Consider the following 18,019-nt stretch of genomic DNA (forward strand, 5'->3'; position numbering starts at 1 on the left):
ACTTTGACAAAAGGTTTGCACAATGTCGCTATAACGTTGTGCGGCTTTTGATGCCGCGTCTGATGCAATTCAAATTCGGGACTTGTTCACATGGCCAAGACTGTAGAGCAGCAGCCTCAGGGGCTGGATCGTATCCTTACGCTGGAACTGGTCCGCGTGGCGGAACGCGCTGCGGTGGCTGCGGCAAGGCTGCGCGGGCGCGGCGATGAAATGGCCGCCGATCAGGCTGCGGTCGACGCCATGCGGCAGGAACTCAACCGCCTGCCGATTGCCGGTACGGTCGTCATCGGCGAAGGCGAGCGTGACGAAGCGCCCATGCTTTATATCGGCGAGGAGGTCGGCACCAGGCAGGGACCGGACGTTGATATTGCGCTCGATCCGCTGGAAGGCACCACCATCTGCGCAAAAAACCTGCCCAATTCGCTGGCGGTGATCGCAATTGCGGAGAAGGGCAATCTTCTTTACGCGCCCGACGTCTATATGGAAAAGATCGCGGTCGGCCCCGGCTATCCGGCAGGCGTCGTCAATCTCGATGCGACGCCAACCGACAATATCATGTCGGTCGCCAAGGCAAAGGGCGTGAAGCCGCACGAAATCACCGCCTGCATCATGGACCGCCCGCGTCATGCACGTCTTATCGAGGAGGTGCGCGCAACGGGTGCGGCGATCCGCCTGATCGGCGATGGCGATGTGGCGGGCGTGATGCACACGACCGACCCGGATGAGACCGGTATCGACATTTACATCGGCATCGGCGGCGCGCCGGAGGGTGTTCTGGCTGCGGCAGCGCTTCGCTGCATCGGCGGTCAGATGCAGGGACGGCTCCAGCTCAATTCCGACGAGAAAATTGCCCGCGCGGCAAAAATGGGCATTTCAGACCCCAAAAAGGTCTATACGATGGAAGAAATGGCCAAGGGTGACGTGCTGTTCGCCGCGACCGGCGTAACGGATGGCAATATGCTTTCGGGCGTAAAATTCGCCCGTGACTATATCCAGACCCATACGATTGTCATGCGCTCAAGTTCGCAGACGATCCGCGAAATCAAGGCGCGGCATCAGGATATGTCCAAGTTTTGAGGCAAAAGGTTTTGTGAACGGTAAAAGGCGGCATTGCAACAATGCCGCCTTTTGTGTCTTAACAGGGATATGACGACAGAACGCCTTTTTCTCGGAATTCAACAATCCATAACCGGCCAGAAATGGATCGACCGGCTTGGCCTGCGTGAAACCAACACGGCATTGGCCATCGCGCAGCATCATGGCATATCCGATCTCGTATCGCGTGTACTTGCCGGGCGCGGAGTCACCGTGGAAGATGCGCCGGAATTCATCGATCCGAGCCTGCGCAATCTCATGCCCGATCCCGCCTCGCTGACCGATATGGAAAATGCGGCAGGCCGGATTGCCGATGCGATAGACAGGCGCGAGACAGTCGCAATCTTTGGCGATTATGATGTGGACGGGGCCTGTTCATCGGCGCTGATGGCCCGTTTTCTCAAACATTATGGAATTTCGCATTCCATCTATATCCCTGACCGGATTTTCGAAGGCTATGGCCCCAATCCCGATGCCATGCGTGAACTGGTCGTCAAGGGCGCTTCGCTCATCGTCACCGTCGATTGCGGCACCAATAGCGCGCCATCCATTACTGCCGCCAAACAGGCCGGTGCGGATGTTGTCGTGCTGGACCACCACCAGCTTGGGGGTGAACTGCCCGAAGATGCGACAGCCGTCGTCAATCCAAATCGCGAGGATGATATATCGCAACAGGAGCATCTCTGCGCGGCTGGCGTTGTTTTTCTGACGCTGGTGCAGGTTGCCAAAATCCTGCGCGAGCGGGGCAAGGGGGCAGGGCCGGACTTGCTTGCCATGCTTGATCTGGTGGCGCTGGCGACGGTTTGCGACGTGGTGCCGCTCAAGGGCGTCAACCGTGCCTTTGTCGTCAAGGGCTTGCTGGTTGCACGCAGCCAGAGCAATGCCGGGCTCGCGGCTCTGGCGCGCGTTGCCAGGATCGGCGAACCGCTGAATGTGTTTCATCTGGGCTTTCTTCTCGGCCCGCGCATCAATGCGGGCGGGCGTATCGGCGACGCCGGGCTTGGGGCGCGGCTGCTGACGTTCGACGATCCAGCCGCAGCACAATCCATTGCGATCGAGCTTGATCGTCTCAATCAGGAGCGGCAGGCCATGGAAGCGGAAATGCTGGTGGAAGCGGAAGCGGAAGCCATGCTTGAACTTTCCGGTGGTGGCGGCGCATCGGTGATCGTGACCGCCAATGATCACTGGCATCCCGGTATTGTCGGGCTTCTGGCCTCGCGGCTGAAGGAAAAAGCGCGTCGCCCGGCTTTCGCTATTGCCTTCAACGCCAATGGCGTGGGATCAGGCTCCGGTCGCTCGATAGCGGGGCTGGATCTGGGGCGGCTGGTGCGCAAGGCCGTGGAAAAAGAGCTTCTGGTGAAGGGCGGCGGGCACGCCATGGCTGCAGGCATCACCATCGAGCGCGGCAAGCTGGGTGCGCTGCGCGCTTTCTTTGAAGAGGAAACGGCGGCAGCGATTACCGCACTGCGCGAAAAGCAAAGCCTTTCAATCGATGGGGCCGTGGCCGCTTCGGGCGCGACGATTGCCCTATATGAAGCCCTGCAACGGGCCGGGCCTTATGGATCGGGGCATCCGCAACCCGTGCTTGCGCTCCCGCATCATATATTGGCCGATGTGCGCGGCGTCGGGCGTGATCATGTTCGTGCTGTCTTGCGCGGTGCGGATGGAAAGCGCGTCAATGCCATCGCATTCAGGGCCGCGGAAGGGGATTTGGGCCGTTTTCTCTTCAATAATATAGGGGAGAGCGTCCATGTAGCCGGTAATCTTTCCCTCAATCACTGGAATGGCTCCGTCACTCCTCAGATACAGATTCTGGATGCCGCTGTGGCTAATTGAAAAAACTAAGTTTTCTCAATTATTGCCCTTGTGCAAGTGGGGGCCGACGTCCCATATCCGGGAATGGAAATATAGAAATCGTTTCGCATGTTTTGTTTTCGCATTATCCCGCGCAAAGGCGTTTTGCATTTTGCCGGGAATGCTCTTTACGGGAGAAATCTATGCCGGGTTCAGCCAAGCGCCTGACCAAACTGACAGTTGCAATCATGCTGGGGGTTGTCGCCTCTCTTGCCACTGTCGATTTCGCCGATGCGCGCCGCGGGGGCGGAGCTGGATTTGGCAGTCGGGGTGCGCGCACCTATCAGGCGCCTGCGCCGACGCGCACGGCTCCCAATAATGCGGCGCCCATCGAGCGTTCGATGACGCCTAATCCCGGCCCGCAGACCAGCCGTCCGGCCGCAGGCGCACCAAATGCAGCGGCAGCGCAGCGTTCGGGCGGCATGTTCGGTAACTTCGGTCGTTCCATGCTGGGCGGTCTGCTCGTCGGCGGCCTGATCGGCATGCTGCTTGGCAATGGACTTGGCGGACTTGCAGGCATGTTCGGCCTGCTGCTTCAGGTAGCGGTTATTGCTCTGGTTGCAATGTTCATTATGCGTATGCTGGCTAATCGCAAGCAGGCAGCGGTCGGTGCGGGGGCCGGAGCAGGCAATGTCGGGCCGCAAGGCTTTGGTTCGTCACAGCCTTTCGGCGCGGCAAAGACTGCCGCATCGCAGGCAGGTTCCGGCGCTCGCACGCCTTCGGTCAATCCTTTTGAGCAAAAAGCAACCGCCTCCGCAGCGCCTGCCGTTGAAGACGAGCCAATCGAGGTTGGCCAGTCCGATCTCGATCGTTTTGAAGAGATGCTTTCGGAAATTCAGGAAGCCTATGGTCGCGAGGATTATGCAGCGCTGCGCGGCTTGACCACGCCGGAAGCCATGTCCTATCTCGCGGAAGAACTGGGCGAAATCGCCTCCAGCGGCAAGCGCAATGAGGTGAAGGACGTCAAACTGTTGCAGGGCGACATTTCAGAAGCCTGGCGCGAAGGTGACGTGGACTATGCGACCGTGGCAATCCGCTATTCGTCGATCGACGTCATGCTCGACCGTAACACGGGCGCGGTTGTGGAAGGCGATCCCGAAACGCCATCGGAGAGTGTTGAAGTCTGGACCTTTACCCGCAAGGCTGGGGGTGCATGGATGCTCGGTGCTATTCAAGGGACGGAATAGTCTTCGCGACTTGAATCAAGCATGCAGCGTAAATCTCTGTTTTAGCTTATGAACTCGTGGAAAAGCCCGGTCTGATGACCGGGCTTTATGCTTCCTATTTCACCAGCTACCGATATTTTCCGCAGATGCCCATGGCTCTTGCGGGGGCAGGCTTTCGCCTTTCTGAATCAGTTCGATGGAAATGCCGTCAGGCGATTTGATGAAAGCCATATGGCCGTCACGCGGTGGCCGATTGATGGTGACGCCCTTATCCTGTAATTTCTTGCAGACGGCGTAAATGTCATCGACCATATAGGCGAGATGTCCGAAATTACGTCCGCCCGTATAGGTTTCAGGATCCCAGTTATAGGTCAGTTCCAGTTCCGGCGCGCGGTCTGTTTCAGCGCCTTCCTTGTCTGCGGGTGCGGCAAGGAAAATCAATGTGAAGCGGCCTTTTTCATTTTCCTTGCGACGGATTTCCTCAAGGCCAAGTTTGTTGACGTAAAAGTCGAGCGATTCATCGATGTCGCGAACTCTCACCATCGTATGCAGATAACGCATGGTCTTCTCCTGATTCGTTGGGTGCGGAAGATTGAAGTTAACGCATTTGCGCGCGTCCGGTTCAGTCATCCAGCAGAAAGAACGCTTGCCGAAGCGGCATGGTGCCATATCTTCCGCAGCAGCCGGAAGCATATTTCAGGCATTCGCAAATTAACGATGAAGGCATAAAGCCTGTGGTCATCGGTGGAACTTTGAAAGATTGGACTTGCCGCCCATGGTTAAGGAAGTGTTATGCTTCCAGCAAGAATCACGTCAGAGTTACAACGGAACAGTAGAGGAGGGGTGAGCGCATGGCGGAAAAATCTGTGTCGGACGACCAGTTTCGCAATCAGAACTCCTCGGAAGAGCTTGCCGATCTCATGGAAATATCGGGCCATATAAAATGGTTCGACGTCGCCAAGGGATATGGCTTTATTGTTCCAGACGACGCCGGATTGTCCGATATTCTGCTCCATGTCACTTCGCTGCGCCGGGATGGCTTCCAGACCGCACTGGAGGGGGCGCGCATCGTTTGCGAGGTGCGGCAGAGTGAGCGCGGCATGCAATGTTTCCGCGTAATTTCAATGGACACATCCACGGCGGTTCACCCCGCACAGATGCCGCCGCAGCGGACGCATGTGACGGTGACGCCGTCCAGTGGACTGGAGCGCGTCATTGTGAAGTGGTTTAATCGTACCAAGGGGTTCGGGTTTCTGACCCGTGGCGAGGGTACGGAAGATATTTTCATCCATATGGAAACCTTGCGCCGCTTCGGCATGATGGAATTACGCCCCGGTCAAGTGGTTCTGATCCGCTTTGGCGAGGGCGACAAGGGATTGATGGCGGCTGAAATTCACCCCGACATCGGCACGGCAATTCCAGTTTCCCATTGATCCGCCTTTCGTACCGGTGGGGGCTGCAACGCGTGTCACAAGCCGGTGAGGCTGTCGGACCGATCTTGCTGTCGGGACTGCGGATTGATATTCTCTCCCATGCAGCCAAAGCTTTGCGGTTAGAGCGCATCCCGAAAAGTGTGAAACGGTTTCGGGCAAGATGCGCGGTAAAAACAAATAATTAGAGTGCATTTCGATCTGATCCAGTCAGATCGAAATGCACTCTAATCGGGGTATTCATCATGGGCCGCATTCTCTTAACAGTTGCATTCATGTTCATGACTTTGGCGGCGCAGGCGCAGGAAACGAAGCCGATGCGACTGCCTGTCGATCCGCAATTGCTGGTTTTCAAGACGGATAAAGGGGACGTGGCCTTTGGCGTCGAGATCGCAAATACGGATGAAGCGCGCATGCGCGGCCTTATGTGGCGGACTGATTTTCCGCAAGATCGTGCAATGCTTTTCGTCTTTGGAAAGATGAGAGACATCATGATGTGGATGCAGAATACGCCATCGCCGCTCGACATGGTGTTTCTCGACGATAACGGGCATGTATCGGCCATTCACGAAAATGCCGTGCCTTTTTCCGAAAATATTATTTCCTCGGAAGGTCCGGCGGCTTATGTCGTTGAACTTCTGGCCGGCACTGTTAAAAAGAACGCCATCAAGCGCGGGGACCGGGTGATCCACCGGATCATTTGCGGAGAATGCCGCAATTGAGCATCTGCCGCGCGGCATGACATTGGCTGAAAATCAAAGGAATAACAGGTGAGTGCGCTCGACATCGACTATTTCGAACATGATGGCATGCGTCTGGCATACCGTCAGGACGGGGAAGGCGACCCTATTCTGCTCATTCATGGTTTTGCATCCTCCAGTCTGGTCAACTGGGTTTCGCCGGGCTGGTTTCGCACGCTGAGGGAAGCGGGTTATCGCGTGATCGCCATCGATAATCGCGGCCATGGTTTCTCCACCAAAAGCCACGATGAAAAGGATTATACGCCAAGCAGGATGGCGGGTGATGCGGCTGCATTGCTGGATCATCTGGGCATCGAAAAGGCCCATGTGATGGGCTATTCGATGGGCGCGCGGATCAGCGCCTTTCTGGCGATCGAGCATTCGCAGCGCGTGCACAGCGCGGTGTTTGGCGGACTTGGCATCGGGATGGTGACGGGTGCCGGTGACTGGGAGCCGATCGGCGAAGCGCTGTTGGCCGAAGACCCGGCGACGATCACCTTGCCGCGCGCGCAGATGTTCCGAAAATTCGCCGACCAGACAAAGAGCGATCGCATTGCCCTTGCGGCCTGCGTTATTACGTCCAAGGAACTGGTCCCGGCTGCAGCCATCGAACGTATCATGCAGCCCACGCTTGTTGCGGTCGGCACGACAGACGATATTGCCGGTAGCGCTCAGGAACTGGCCGATATGCTGCCCAATGGACAAGCCCTGGACATTCCGGGACGGGATCACATGCTGGCGGTTGGCGACAAGGTGTATAAAAAAGGCGTTCTGGCGTTTCTCGAAGAAAATGCGCTTTGACGTGGATACGCACCTTGCCTGAGTTGAGCGCAATGCCAATATGCGAGGGTGTCAAGATGCCCTGTTTTGCGATATGGTGCAGGCCATATTCCTGTTCTATATGAAGGGCGCGATGAAATCGCCCTTCATGGCCTGTTTGAAAGCGGAGTAATATGTGATGTCGGCTCCTTCAGTGGCAAAAGCGTCCTCCACTTTGGGGCAGCTTGATCCAATCTGGCATTCCATTCGTGCGGAAGCGGAAGAAGCTGCCAGAAATGATCCCATTCTGGCGTCATTTCTTTACGCGACCATTATCAACCAACCCACTCTGGAAGACGCGGTGATGCATCGCATAGCGGAGCGTCTTGGGCATGCCGATGTCAGCGCGGATATTCTGCGGCAGACTTTCGAAGCGATGCTGGAGGCCAATCCGGAGTGGTCGCGGGTTTTGCGCGTGGATATTCAGGCCGTATATGACCGGGATCCGGCCTATAACCGTTTCATGGACCCGGTTCTTTATCTGAAGGGTTTTCATGCGATCCAGACCCACCGTCTGGCGCATTGGCTTTATCAGGAAGGCCGGACGGATTTCGCCTATTATCTGCAAAGCCGTTCGTCATCGATGTTCCAGACAGATATTCATCCCGGCGCGAAATTCGGAAGCGGATTGTTTCTTGATCATGCCACCGGGCTGGTTGTCGGCGAGACGGCACTGATTGAAGACAATGTGTCTATCCTGCATGGGGTGACGTTAGGCGGCACGGGCAAGGCTGGCGGTGATCGTCATCCGAAAATCCGCTATGGCGTGCTGATTGGCGCGGGGGCGAAAATCCTCGGCAATATCGAAGTTGGCCATTGCTCAAAAATTGCCGCGGGCTCGGTTGTGCTCAAACCCGTGCCGCACAACAGCACTGTGGCGGGTGTGCCGGCCAAGGTTGTCGGTGAGAGCGGCTGCGCGGAACCATCGCGCGTCATGGACCAGACACTGAACGAGCAGGCCTTTGGCGACCATATGTTCGGCGAGGGTATCTGATTTTTTCCATCATTCTCGGGTCGTCCGCTGTCTTTTTTCAGCAGGCGACCTATATGTTCAGGCAGTCGAACTATTCGTGCCTGTGCCCTGCCAATATCAGGCCCTTTACATCTTATAATGCCGGGTGCATTACACCGGCTCCAAATCATTATCAGGAGAATCCGGTTGAAACCCGACGAACTCAAGAAACTCGATGCCTATTTCAAACGGACGTTTAACAATCCCGATCTGCAGGTGAAGGCGCGCCCTCGCAAGAACGATTCTGCCGAGCTTTATCTTGGCGATGAGTTTCTGGGCCTTGTCTACAAGGATGAGGATGAGGGAGAGCTCTCCTATAATTTTTCCATGGCGATTCTCGACGTCGATCTGTAAGCGTCGCCGCAGCCAGCTTGCCAAGCCCTCTTCGTTTACGGAGAGGGTTTTTTATTGGCTATTTGCCGGGATGCGGTCTAAATGGAATCCGAGGGAGGAGAGCCCATGCCCGTCTATGTCTATAATGGTCATAAACCGCAGTTTTCTGAACAAGGCAGCAATTGGATCGCACCGGATGCGACATTGATCGGTAAGATCATTGCCGAGGAAAATGCCAGTTTCTGGTTTGGCACTGTGCTGCGTGGCGACAATGAGCCGATTACTGTCGGCGCGGACAGCAATATTCAGGAACTTTGTGTCCTGCATACGGATATTGGGTTTCCGCTTACCATCGGTCAGGGCTGCACCATCGGCCATCGCGCGATTCTGCATGGCTGCATCATTGGCGATAACACTTTGATCGGGATGGGCGCCATCGTGCTCAATGGTGCAAAGATTGGCAAAAACTGCCTCGTGGGTGCAGGCGCACTGGTGACTGAAGGCAAGGAGTTTCCGGATAATTCGCTGATCGTCGGATCGCCTGCAAAGGTAATCCGCGAGCTTGATGCAGCTGCCATCGAGCGGTTGAAGGCTTCGGCGCAGCATTATGTGCAGCGGGCGCATTCCTTCATGCGTGGTTTGGAGCCTGCTTGAAAAATCCCGGCGTCCTCGCGAAAATTTTTAATGCCGGATGCTGCCGACCAGAAGGTCGCGGTCGTTTCTGATTGATACCCAGCTGCCTGCATCAGTCGTCGATTGGCGCTTGAGGTAGGTATATTCAGTTTTGTTCCAGGCCAGAATGCGCGCTTCGAGGTTGTCGAGAATGAAGTCGCCGCGATCGGTGCGCAGCGTCAATACCGCATGGCCTTCATTATTGGGCTGGCGCACGACAGTGAGAAGCAGGGAATGGGCGGGTATGCCGAGCGCCATCAGTTCACGCTGCTTTAAAAGCATATAGTCATCGCAGTCGCCAGCGGTGACGGGATATTCCCAATATTCTTCCCGTCCCCAGACTTCCATATCGGTTTTCGGCGCGATTTTCCTGTTCACGCTGTCATTCACGGCTATGATTTGCTGCCAAAGCTCCATTGTAAGCGACAGCGGGGCGTTGACGAGGCTGTGGCTTTTGCATCGGGCGGAATAGCGTTCACAGAATTCGTAATGGCCGATGGGCTGCGAAGTGCGTCCGCTTGTCGGCATCCAGGGTGAAGCCGATGCAGGATTGGCTGCCTGTGCCGGGATTATTCCGAACAGGATCATGAGTGCTGCAATAAGTGTTGAAAGGATTGCGTGCCTGCTCATTCTTTATCTCCCTGATGGAAGCAGAATGCGGGCAAGAGTTTGCGGGCGGGGAAATTTGCGCGCGAAAATACGAGTCAAATTTGCTTAAAAAGCCGCATGAATGAGCAATAACTCATTCATAATTACCCCGATAATCCTGATTTTGACGCTATTTATGGGGTTTTCGGGCTTTAAAGCCGCTATCTGAGGTTTGCCAATCCGTAACCTTAGTTTGCGTTTACTTTTGGGGTTGGGCGTTTTCAGACTTTTCCGCCATTGATGATGCGCAATCGGGGAGATCGACGCACAGCAGGAAGATTTGTCTCGCAAAGCACCATATTGGAGGCATTGGCTGCACGGACTGGCGGATTAGACACTTCCTGTTCCAGTATCATGTCAGGGGCGAGCGGCGTGATCGTGTTGAGATTTGCCAAGACAAGCGGGTCCGCGCCAACCCAACTGACATCATCAAGCGGTGAAATGGCGCCGAGGAGGCTGGCCTTGTGATTCTCATGCGGTCTGAGAGGAGCGAGCAGCATTTCAAATGCAAGGCTGCGCCCGGCGAGGCTGATACCGTCATGACGGCTGAGTGCCGGTACAAGCAAGCTGTTCACATTACCCAAAAGCTCATCCAGGGCGGGGCGATTGCTGTGCGGCCATAAAGATGCAAAACGAACAGTTCTAAGCTCTCGCCCGAAAAGGGTGCATATCTGCGTTCCGGCGAGCCGGAAAACCAGTTCTGCGTTTTTATCCTCTTCAAGCAAAAAGAGATTGGACAGGTGCCGTCCCAGCTTGCGCGGCTTGATCGATTCGCGTGCAGGTGCGCGAAGACTGCCCTTTTTCTCAAAGGCCAGTCGCTGCCATTCGCTGAAAATCGCGCGTGTGCTGCGGTGCTTCATCGTCTGCTGCTTGCCATTAATCTGGATTTCGGGGGGAGGCTGAGCCGCCAGTTGCTCTATTAAGAGAATATTAATGCGCGCAATGCCAGCGCGACACGTCACTCATCCACCAAAGCCAGCCATTAAGGTTAACAGGAAGTAATGGTTGCAAAATCCGCCTTACAGCGGTTTGATGGCTTGTCAGAAGAAGCCCTTGTCTTGTTTGAGTTTTTTCTGATCTCCAGATTTATTCTCGCAGACAGATGATTTGCGACAAGGCCGCAGGGGATATTCCGGCGGCCTTTATTTTTAACAAATTGTCATTTACCTAAAGCATGTCGTCCGAAAGCGGGAACCGGTTTCGGGATAACGACATGCGTTAAAACAAAAACTGAAAGCGCATCTCGAAAAGTGTGAAACGGTTTTCGGAAAAGATGCGCGTAAAAACAAAAACTGAAAGCGTAAGGAGCGAATCTGAAAAATCGCGACACGCTTTAGTGCGATTCAGGGGGGCGTTTCTGAACGCAGATGCCATCCAAATGACAAATGCGCGACCGGCTTGCGACGCATCCTTCAATTGCCAGATGAAAGCGATCAGCCATGAACATGTCCCAGCCTGAAACGCGCCTTGATAATCGTCGCGGGAATGGACGCGAACCCATCTTCAATATCCCCGGCGTCATACTCGCCTTCATGGGCATTTGCATCGCGGTATATGTCTATCAGAACTATCTGATCAGCGAGCAGGCAAACTATGCGTTCATGCTCAATTTTGCGCTGATACCGGCGCGGTTTTCGCTGGCTGGCGGGTTTTTTGATCCTGCGGCCCTCTTCACGCTGATCAGTTATTCATTCATGCATGGGGGAATCGCCCATATCGCCGTCAATATGATCTGGCTTGCTGCTTTCGGTTCGCCGCTTGCAGGACGTATCGGCACCGGGCGCATGCTTATATTCTGGGGCCTGACCGCGATCATCGCGGGGCTGACCCATTATGCGCTTTACCCCGAAAGCGTTACGCCGCTCGTAGGTGCATCGGGCGCCATATCCGGCATGATGGGGGCTGCGGCCCGTTATGGTTTCCGCCGTGTGGGCGATGGGCGTCGCTCGGAATTTGCCGGACCCGTCCTTCCTGTCGGGCTGACGCTGACACTGAAGCCGGTTCTGACTTTTGTCGGTATCTGGTTCCTCATCAATATCATCAGCGGGCTTTACTCGACAGGGGGGGCCGATCTTTCGGGTATTGCGTGGGAAGCGCATATTGGCGGCTTCGTGGCGGGCTTCTTCGGCATTTCGCTGCTTGATCGACCGCGCAATTATGACGCGGTCCTAAGGCGTTAGAATCATTCGCCAACTTATTCAGCGCGCTTGCAAAAGCCACATTGCAGGTGCACCATCACGGAACGCAGCAGGAGGAGTTGCGTTATCTTGTTGTGGTAATTCCATATATTGGGTTTCCAGACCTTGGGAGGGACTTTGGCATGACTGTTAGATCCATTCTCGAACTGAAAGGCCGAGACGTCGTGGTGATCAGGCCCGATGAGACGCTCGCGCAGGCTATCGCCGTTCTCAACCAGTATAAAATCGGTGCACTGGTGGTGTGCGATGCGGCAGGGCAGATCGGGGGGATACTTTCGGAGCGGGACGTCGTGCGGGCAATCGCCGCCATGGGAAGCGCCGCCGTCGAGCGACCGCTATCGGAATTCATGTCCGCCAGTGTCCAGAAATGCCGTGAACACCACACAATCAACCAGGTTATGGAAATCATGACACGCAGCCGGTTTCGTCACATGCCGGTTGAGGAAAACGGGAAGCTGGTGGGAATCGTTTCCATCGGCGACGTGGTGAAGCGTCGCATCGAGGATGTGGAACGCGAAGCGGAAGATATACGCACCTATATCGCCACGGCCTGACGGATGCGCCTTATGCGGGTTTCAGCTGCCGGGCGCGCAGATAGCGCTCGGCCGCATAAAGGGAAATAGCCGCCGCATTCGATACGTTGAGCGATTTGATCTCGCCGGGCATATCGAGCCGTGCCAGCGTCGTGACCGTTTCGCGGGTCTTTTGGCGCAGCCCCTTGCCTTCGGCTCCCAGAACAAGAGCGATTCGGTCCCTGTCCAACGACGCTTCCATTTCCAGCGGCCCCTCCGAATCAAGGCCGATGGTCATGAAACCGAGGGCATGAAGCTCTTCGATGGCTTCGGCGAGATTGCGCACCTCGATATGGGGAATCAGTTCCAGCGCACCGGATGCCGCCTTGGCCAGAACGCCGCTTTCCTGTGGACTGTGGCGGCTGGTCGTGATCAGGGCGCCTGCGCCGAAAGCCACTGCCGAACGCATGATCGCGCCGACATTATGCGGGTCTGTCACCTGATCGAGCACCAGCAATAGCGGGCATTCGCCAAGTTCCGAGAGTTTTTTCGGGCGCAACGGCTCAGCTTCGACCATGACGCCCTGATGCACGGCTTCCGAGCCGGTTTCCTTGTCGATTTCGCGCGGTTCAACGATTTCGACGGGGAAGGGCAGGTGCTCCGCTTCGCCGATTTCCAGCCGCGCGAAGCCATTGCGGGTCGCGCGCATGCGCAAGATTTTGCGGGCCGGATTTTCTACCGCCGCGCGTACCGTATGCAGACCATACAGACGCACCGTGCCCTCAGTGACGGCGCTGCCGGCAAATGCGGCGCGCTTCGGCCTGGGCGCGGGTTTGCCTTCCGCGCCCGCTTTCTGGTCGCGGAACTGGCGGCGCAGGCGCGCATAGTGAGAATCTTTGGGTGTGCGGGGCGATTTTTCATCATTCATGGCGGCGCTTATAACGTGTTCACAGATTGGAAGATAGCAGGGGCCAAGATTAAATTCATTCGTAAACCATGTGCCCTTTTGCGCAAAAACGCCAGTTTATCGGGGCTGGGGCGGCATATGAAGGGATGGCGACCAAGCCGCTGATAACAGACATGCATTCTTTTCGCTTTTAGCCTGTTGACAGGCGATAAGCTTATCTGCATAAGGCCCATCGCGGAACGATGGATGGCTGGCAAGTCAACCGGAGGCCCGCAAAATGCCTAGTCGCTCGACTCTGCTGATAGTGTTATGTGGAGGAATGCCCGAGTGGTTAAAGGGGACGGACTGTAAATCCGTTGGCTATGCCTACGTTGGTTCAAATCCAACTTCCTCCACCACTGTCGGACCGAGTCATGAGTGCGCGGGTATAGCTCAATGGTAGAGCAGCAGCCTTCCAAGCTGAATACGCGGGTTCGATTCCCGCTACCCGCTCCAGATTTATCGACGGCGGATAGGCGTGTAAGGAATCATCGACGGGCGGTTCGCCGTTCCGTTTTGGCATAAATGCTGGCGCGAGGGTCGGTCGACTTTCGTGGCGGCGCTTGAGCGGTTCTAGAACAAAGAGAACAACGGCGATGGCAAAGAGCAAATTTGAACGTAACAAGCCCCACGTTAACATTGGCACGATTGGTCACGTTGACCATGGCAAGACGTCGTTGACTGCGGCGATTACGAAGTTCTTCGGCGACTTCAAGGCGTATGACCAGATTGATGCAGCGCCGGAAGAAAAGGCACGCGGCATCACCATTTCGACCTCGCATGTCGAATATGAGACGCCGAACCGTCACTATGCGCATGTCGACTGCCCCGGCCACGCCGACTATGTGAAGAACATGATCACCGGTGCCGCTCAGATGGACGGGGCGATCCTGGTGGTTTCGGCTGCTGATGGCCCGATGCCGCAGACCCGCGAGCACATCCTGCTTGCCCGTCAGGTCGGCGTTCCGGCAATCGTGGTGTTTCTCAACAAGTGCGATCAGGTTGACGATGCGGAACTGCTCGAACTGGTCGAACTGGAAGTGCGCGAGCTTCTTTCGAAGTACGACTTCCCCGGCGACGAAACCCCGATCATCAAGGGTTCGGCACTGGCCGCTCTTGAAGACAGCTCGAAGGAACTGGGCGAAGACGCGATCCGTTCGCTGATGGAAGCTGTCGACAGCTACATCCCGACCCCGGAACGTCCGATCGACCAGCCGTTCCTGATGCCGATCGAAGACGTGTTCTCGATCTCGGGCCGTGGTACGGTTGTGACCGGTCGTGTCGAGCGCGGTATCGTCAAGGTTGGTGAAGAAGTCGAAATCGTCGGCATCAAGGCGACGTCGAAGACGACGGTTACGGGCGTTGAAATGTTCCGCAAGCTGCTCGATCAGGGCCAGGCTGGCGACAATATCGGCGCACTGGTTCGCGGCGTTGGCCGTGAAGACGTCGAGCGCGGTCAGGTTCTGTGCAAGCCGGGTTCGGTCAAGCCGCACACCAAGTTCAAGGCAGAAGCCTATATTCTGACCAAGGACGAAGGTGGCCGTCATACGCCGTTCTTCACCAATTACCGTCCGCAGTTCTACTTCCGCACGACCGACGTGACGGGTGTTGTGACGCTGCCGGAAGGTACGGAAATGGTCATGCCTGGCGACAATGTTGCCATGGACGTGACGCTGATCGTGCCGATTGCAATGGAAGAGAAGCTGCGCTTCGCTATCCGTGAAGGCGGCCGCACCGTCGGCGCCGGCATCGTATCCTCGATCATCGAGTAATCATTACAGGCCGGCGCTTGTTGTCGGCCTGAGCCTTTGCAAAGATTGGGGCGGCACCGGTTGAGGTGCAAGGATTTATATAGTGGCGTCATGGCGTCTGCTATAGGGGTATAGCTCAGTTGGTAGAGCGACGGTCTCCAAAACCGTAGGTCGCGGGTTCGAGCCCTGCTGCCCCTGCCATTTAAACGGGTGCTTGTAGCTTGACTATGAGCGCCCGTTTTTTATATTCTTGTTTTATATCTATGAGATGTAACATGATCGCCGTTTTCAGGCGTCATTCAAGGCATGGCTTCGAATGATGGAGGCGGCGAAGATCGCAAAGATCGGTCGTGCCGATAAGCCCGTATAATATTCTTTTACCAATGGGCTTGTGTTTTGCGGGAATCGGTTCTATGTAACGTCAACAGACACGCGGCGCGTGGGGCTGATTTTTTAGCTTTGCGTGCCGTATATGCGTGGGGACCTGTACTGATTCGTTTTGGGTCGGAAGCAGTGGCGCCCCCGGCAAGACAGAGCGGCAGATGGCATCCAAGACGAATCCGATCACATTTATTCAACAGGTTCGCGCTGAAACGGCGAAAGTGACCTGGCCGACGCGGCGTGAAACGATCATCTCCACTATTATGGTGGTCGTTATGGCGTTTCTTGCTGCCGCGTTCTTTTTTCTTGCCGACCAGATCATGGCTTATGGCGTAGAATTTATACTTGGCTTTGGTCGCTAGGCAGGATTGGAGAGCTACGAGATGACGGCGCGCTGGTACATCGTTCACGCCTATTCCAACTTCGAAAAGAAGGTGGCCGAAGATATTGAGACGAAAGCCAAGCAGAAGGGCTTGTCGGATTATATCGAGCAGATCGTGGTTCCGACCGAAAAGGTCGTTGAGGTACGGCGTGGCCGCAAGGTCGATACCGAGCGCAAGTTTTTCCCCGGCTATGTGCTGGTGCAGGCAACGCTGACCGATGCGGTTTTTTCGCTCATCAAGAACACGCCGAAAGTTACCGGCTTTCTTGGGGATTCGAAGCCGGTTCCCGTGTCGCAAAAGGAAGTCGACCAGATTCTGAATCAGGTTCAGGATGGTGTCGATCGGCCAAGATCGTCTGTCACTTTCGAGATTGGCGAGCAGGTTCGTGTTTCCGATGGTCCCTTCGCATCGTTCAACGGTGTCGTTCAGGAGGTTGACGAGGAGCGCGCGCGGCTCAAGGTTGAGGTTTCGATCTTCGGGCGTGCGACGCCTGTGGATCTCGAATACGGTCAGGTCGACAAGATCTGATCGTTCGCCCGCAAGGGCTCACCGTAAAAGGTGAAAATGGTGGGAGGGCGGGCTGCTTAGCCGGCGGCTGATTTCCGGACCACCAAACTGCCAGTCAGTTTATCTGACGTCGAAGGAAGGCCGGGTTTCCGGCATGTATTGAGAACGCCGGGTTTCCGGCATTTTATGAAGGCAGAAAGCAATGGCTAAGAAAGTTGCAGGCCAGCTGAAGCTCCAGGTTCCGGCAGGCGCGGCCAATCCGTCGCCCCCGATCGGTCCAGCTCTCGGTCAGCGTGGCATTAACATCATGGAATTCTGCAAGGCGTTCAACGCTGCCTCGCAGGAAATGGAAAAGGGTTCCCCGATTCCAGTCGTGATCACATATTATCAGGACAAGTCTTTCACTTTTGTGATGAAGACGCCTCCTGTGACCTATTTCCTCAAGAAAGCCGCCAACCTCAAGTCCGGTTCCAAGACTCCGGGCAAGGCGAGCGCCGGAACGATCAATCGCGACAAGGTGCGCGAGATCGCTGAGGCAAAGATGAAAGACCTGAATGCGGCTGACGTGGAAGCGGCCATTCGCATGATCGAAGGTTCTGCCCGTTCGATGGGCCTGGAAGTGGTGGGCTGAGACGATGGCAAAGATTTCCAAGCGCGTTGCAAAGATTCGTGACGGTCTTGACCGCGATAAGCTCTATGACCTGTCCACGGCTGTTGGTCTGGTGAAGGATCGTGCGGTCGCCAAGTTCGACGAGACCATCGAGATCGCCATGAATCTCGGCGTTGATCCGCGTCATGCCGACCAGATGGTTCGCGGTGTCGTCAATCTGCCCAATGGTACCGGCCGTACCGTTCGCGTCGCGGTCTTCGCACGCGGCGACAAGGCTGAAGAAGCCAAGAAGGCTGGTGCAGACATCGTCGGCGCAGAAGATCTGGTAGAGATCGTCAATAGCGGCAAGATCGAATTCGATCGCTGCATTGCGACGCCGGACATGATGCCGCTCGTCGGTCGTCTGGGTAAGGTTCTCGGCCCACGCGGCCTGATGCCGAACCCGAAGGTCGGCACCGTCACCGTTGACGTTGCTGGCGCTGTTACCGCTTCCAAGGGCGGTGCTGTCGAATTCCGCGTCGAAAAGGCTGGTATCATCCATGCCGGTATCGGCAAGGTTTCCTTCGACAGCCAGAAGCTTGAAGAAAACATCAAGGCATTTGCCGACGCTGTTCTCAAGGCAAAGCCTGTGGCAGCGAAGGGCGAGTACCTCAAGCGCGTTTCGATTTCGTCGACCATGGGTGTTGGCGTCAAAGTCGATCCGGCAACGGTCAAGGTCGTCGCCTGAGTTTTCAAGGCTCCGGTTCGCCGGGGCCTGTATCCTTTCGCATGAAGGGAAGGCTGCTGGCCTGTTTCGCAGATGCGGAACGAAAAGCAAGAATTCCGGATCGCAAGATCCGGATAACCGGATGAAAATCCGGTTATCCTGTCCGAGATTGCAGGCGGCTATCGTCGTGAGACAATTGCCTTAAACCCATAGCCTGCATGAGACGTGGAATAACCGAGTTTCGCGCGCAAGCGCA

General features: G+C 55.9%; 20 protein-coding genes and 3 tRNA genes. 19 read left to right on the top strand and 4 right to left on the bottom strand.

The genetic code is table 11. The features are described from left to right. Positions 1-90 precede the first annotated feature (90 nt). From glpX to DKP76_RS08090, 3 genes are all read left to right on the top strand, one after another. A complete protein-coding gene (gene glpX / locus DKP76_RS08080; protein WP_109705960.1) occupies positions 91-1,077 on the top strand; it encodes a class II fructose-bisphosphatase in 987 nt (328 codons plus the stop codon). Positions 1,078-1,146: 69 nt separating this feature from the next. Next, positions 1,147-2,931 carry a single-stranded-DNA-specific exonuclease RecJ gene (gene recJ / locus DKP76_RS08085; RefSeq protein WP_109705961.1) on the top strand — a complete coding sequence of 595 codons (1,785 nt, stop codon included), beginning with the start codon at positions 1,147-1,149 and terminating at the stop codon, positions 2,929-2,931. Between the two features lie 161 nt (positions 2,932-3,092). Beyond that, on the top strand, positions 3,093-4,136 hold the full coding sequence (locus tag DKP76_RS08090) for a Tim44 domain-containing protein (RefSeq protein WP_109705962.1): 1,044 nt from the start codon (positions 3,093-3,095) through the stop codon (positions 4,134-4,136). Positions 4,137-4,235: 99 nt separating this feature from the next. Here the strand turns inward: DKP76_RS08090 and gloA are convergent, their stop codons facing one another. Further along, positions 4,236-4,676 carry a lactoylglutathione lyase gene (gene gloA, locus DKP76_RS08095; RefSeq protein WP_109706495.1) on the bottom strand — a complete coding sequence of 147 codons (441 nt, stop codon included), beginning with the start codon at positions 4,674-4,676 and terminating at the stop codon, positions 4,236-4,238. A gap of 290 nt (positions 4,677-4,966) precedes the next feature. Here gloA and DKP76_RS08100 point away from each other — a divergent pair, with 290 nt between their 5' ends. From DKP76_RS08100 to DKP76_RS08125, 6 genes are all read left to right on the top strand, one after another. Then, positions 4,967-5,548 (top strand): cold-shock protein, encoded by a 582-nt coding sequence (locus DKP76_RS08100; protein ID WP_109705963.1) that lies wholly within the window; start codon positions 4,967-4,969, stop codon positions 5,546-5,548. A gap of 242 nt (positions 5,549-5,790) precedes the next feature. Continuing rightward, positions 5,791-6,267, top strand: a complete 477-nt coding sequence (locus tag DKP76_RS08105; RefSeq protein ID WP_109705964.1) for a DUF192 domain-containing protein — start codon at positions 5,791-5,793, stop codon at positions 6,265-6,267. A 48-nt stretch (positions 6,268-6,315) separates the two neighbouring features. After that, positions 6,316-7,086 carry an alpha/beta fold hydrolase gene (locus DKP76_RS08110; protein ID WP_109705965.1) on the top strand — a complete coding sequence of 257 codons (771 nt, stop codon included), beginning with the start codon at positions 6,316-6,318 and terminating at the stop codon, positions 7,084-7,086. A gap of 157 nt (positions 7,087-7,243) precedes the next feature. Continuing rightward, complete coding sequence (gene cysE, locus DKP76_RS08115; protein WP_109705966.1) at positions 7,244-8,098, top strand: serine O-acetyltransferase; 855 nt, start codon at positions 7,244-7,246, stop codon at positions 8,096-8,098. A gap of 165 nt (positions 8,099-8,263) precedes the next feature. After that, complete coding sequence (locus tag DKP76_RS08120) at positions 8,264-8,470, top strand: DUF3126 family protein (protein ID WP_109705967.1); 207 nt, start codon at positions 8,264-8,266, stop codon at positions 8,468-8,470. Positions 8,471-8,575: 105 nt separating this feature from the next. Next, positions 8,576-9,103, top strand: coding sequence for a gamma carbonic anhydrase family protein (locus DKP76_RS08125; RefSeq protein WP_109705968.1), 528 nt, complete (start codon positions 8,576-8,578; stop codon positions 9,101-9,103). 27 nt (positions 9,104-9,130) lie between these two features. Here the strand turns inward: DKP76_RS08125 and DKP76_RS08130 are convergent, their stop codons facing one another. Next, complete coding sequence (locus DKP76_RS08130; protein ID WP_109705969.1) at positions 9,131-9,751, bottom strand: transglutaminase-like cysteine peptidase; 621 nt, start codon at positions 9,749-9,751, stop codon at positions 9,131-9,133. A gap of 239 nt (positions 9,752-9,990) precedes the next feature. Beyond that, positions 9,991-10,629, bottom strand: a complete 639-nt coding sequence (locus tag DKP76_RS08135; RefSeq protein WP_109705970.1) for a PAS domain-containing protein — start codon at positions 10,627-10,629, stop codon at positions 9,991-9,993. Between the two features lie 579 nt (positions 10,630-11,208). Here DKP76_RS08135 and DKP76_RS08145 point away from each other — a divergent pair. Further along, positions 11,209-11,949 (top strand): rhomboid family intramembrane serine protease, encoded by a 741-nt coding sequence (locus tag DKP76_RS08145; RefSeq protein ID WP_109705972.1) that lies wholly within the window; start codon positions 11,209-11,211, stop codon positions 11,947-11,949. A 140-nt stretch (positions 11,950-12,089) separates the two neighbouring features. Further along, entirely contained in the window at positions 12,090-12,521 is a 432-nt protein-coding gene (locus DKP76_RS08150; RefSeq protein ID WP_109705973.1) for a CBS domain-containing protein, read from the top strand. Positions 12,522-12,531: 10 nt separating this feature from the next. Here DKP76_RS08150 and rlmB read toward each other — a convergent pair whose 3' ends face one another. Further along, complete coding sequence (gene rlmB / locus DKP76_RS08155) at positions 12,532-13,407, bottom strand: 23S rRNA (guanosine(2251)-2'-O)-methyltransferase RlmB (protein ID WP_109705974.1); 876 nt, start codon at positions 13,405-13,407, stop codon at positions 12,532-12,534. 292 nt (positions 13,408-13,699) lie between these two features. Here rlmB and DKP76_RS08160 point away from each other — a divergent pair. From DKP76_RS08160 to rplA, 8 genes are all read left to right on the top strand, one after another. Continuing rightward, positions 13,700-13,784 (top strand) — tRNA-Tyr (locus tag DKP76_RS08160). A gap of 23 nt (positions 13,785-13,807) precedes the next feature. Further along, positions 13,808-13,881: transfer RNA gene (locus tag DKP76_RS08165), tRNA-Gly, on the top strand. Positions 13,882-14,021: 140 nt separating this feature from the next. Then, a complete protein-coding gene (tuf, locus tag DKP76_RS08170; RefSeq protein ID WP_109705975.1) occupies positions 14,022-15,197 on the top strand; it encodes an elongation factor Tu in 1,176 nt (391 codons plus the stop codon). A 104-nt stretch (positions 15,198-15,301) separates the two neighbouring features. Next, a tRNA-Trp gene (locus tag DKP76_RS08175) sits at positions 15,302-15,377 on the top strand. A 341-nt stretch (positions 15,378-15,718) separates the two neighbouring features. Continuing rightward, positions 15,719-15,919, top strand: a complete 201-nt coding sequence (gene secE / locus DKP76_RS08180) for a preprotein translocase subunit SecE (protein ID WP_109705976.1) — start codon at positions 15,719-15,721, stop codon at positions 15,917-15,919. A gap of 21 nt (positions 15,920-15,940) precedes the next feature. Next, entirely contained in the window at positions 15,941-16,468 is a 528-nt protein-coding gene (gene nusG / locus DKP76_RS08185; RefSeq protein ID WP_109705977.1) for a transcription termination/antitermination protein NusG, read from the top strand. A gap of 181 nt (positions 16,469-16,649) precedes the next feature. Then, positions 16,650-17,078: a 50S ribosomal protein L11 gene (rplK, locus tag DKP76_RS08190; protein WP_109705978.1), complete on the top strand. Its 429-nt coding sequence runs from the start codon at positions 16,650-16,652 to the stop codon at positions 17,076-17,078. Positions 17,079-17,082: 4 nt separating this feature from the next. Beyond that, complete coding sequence (rplA, locus tag DKP76_RS08195) at positions 17,083-17,784, top strand: 50S ribosomal protein L1 (protein WP_109705979.1); 702 nt, start codon at positions 17,083-17,085, stop codon at positions 17,782-17,784. Positions 17,785-18,019 lie beyond the last annotated feature (235 nt).

Source organism: Falsochrobactrum shanghaiense, assembly GCF_003149535.1.
GTDB classification, from domain to species: Bacteria; Pseudomonadota; Alphaproteobacteria; order Rhizobiales; family Rhizobiaceae; genus Brucella; species Brucella shanghaiense.

Excerpts from the sequence above, each read along its gene's own strand:
- nusG (WP_109705977.1), top strand. The coding sequence starts at position 15,941 with ATGACGGCGCGCTGGTACATCGTTCACGCCTATTCCAACTTCGAAAAG.
- DKP76_RS08125 (WP_109705968.1), top strand. The coding sequence starts at position 8,576 with ATGCCCGTCTATGTCTATAATGGTCATAAACCGCAGTTTTCTGAACAA.
- tuf (WP_109705975.1), top strand. The coding sequence starts at position 14,022 with ATGGCAAAGAGCAAATTTGAACGTAACAAGCCCCACGTTAACATTGGC.
- glpX (WP_109705960.1), top strand. The coding sequence starts at position 91 with ATGGCCAAGACTGTAGAGCAGCAGCCTCAGGGGCTGGATCGTATCCTT.
- DKP76_RS08090 (WP_109705962.1), top strand. The coding sequence starts at position 3,093 with ATGCCGGGTTCAGCCAAGCGCCTGACCAAACTGACAGTTGCAATCATG.
- DKP76_RS08105 (WP_109705964.1), top strand. The coding sequence starts at position 5,791 with ATGGGCCGCATTCTCTTAACAGTTGCATTCATGTTCATGACTTTGGCG.
- gloA (WP_109706495.1), bottom strand. The coding sequence starts at position 4,676 with ATGCGTTATCTGCATACGATGGTGAGAGTTCGCGACATCGATGAATCG.
- rplK (WP_109705978.1), top strand. The coding sequence starts at position 16,650 with ATGGCTAAGAAAGTTGCAGGCCAGCTGAAGCTCCAGGTTCCGGCAGGC.
- DKP76_RS08150 (WP_109705973.1), top strand. The coding sequence starts at position 12,090 with ATGACTGTTAGATCCATTCTCGAACTGAAAGGCCGAGACGTCGTGGTG.
- rplA (WP_109705979.1), top strand. The coding sequence starts at position 17,083 with ATGGCAAAGATTTCCAAGCGCGTTGCAAAGATTCGTGACGGTCTTGAC.
- DKP76_RS08135 (WP_109705970.1), bottom strand. The coding sequence starts at position 10,629 with ATGAAGCACCGCAGCACACGCGCGATTTTCAGCGAATGGCAGCGACTG.
- secE (WP_109705976.1), top strand. The coding sequence starts at position 15,719 with ATGGCATCCAAGACGAATCCGATCACATTTATTCAACAGGTTCGCGCT.
- cysE (WP_109705966.1), top strand. The coding sequence starts at position 7,244 with ATGTCGGCTCCTTCAGTGGCAAAAGCGTCCTCCACTTTGGGGCAGCTT.
- recJ (WP_109705961.1), top strand. The coding sequence starts at position 1,147 with ATGACGACAGAACGCCTTTTTCTCGGAATTCAACAATCCATAACCGGC.
- DKP76_RS08145 (WP_109705972.1), top strand. The coding sequence starts at position 11,209 with ATGAACATGTCCCAGCCTGAAACGCGCCTTGATAATCGTCGCGGGAAT.
- rlmB (WP_109705974.1), bottom strand. The coding sequence starts at position 13,407 with ATGAATGATGAAAAATCGCCCCGCACACCCAAAGATTCTCACTATGCG.
- DKP76_RS08100 (WP_109705963.1), top strand. The coding sequence starts at position 4,967 with ATGGCGGAAAAATCTGTGTCGGACGACCAGTTTCGCAATCAGAACTCC.
- DKP76_RS08130 (WP_109705969.1), bottom strand. The coding sequence starts at position 9,751 with ATGAGCAGGCACGCAATCCTTTCAACACTTATTGCAGCACTCATGATC.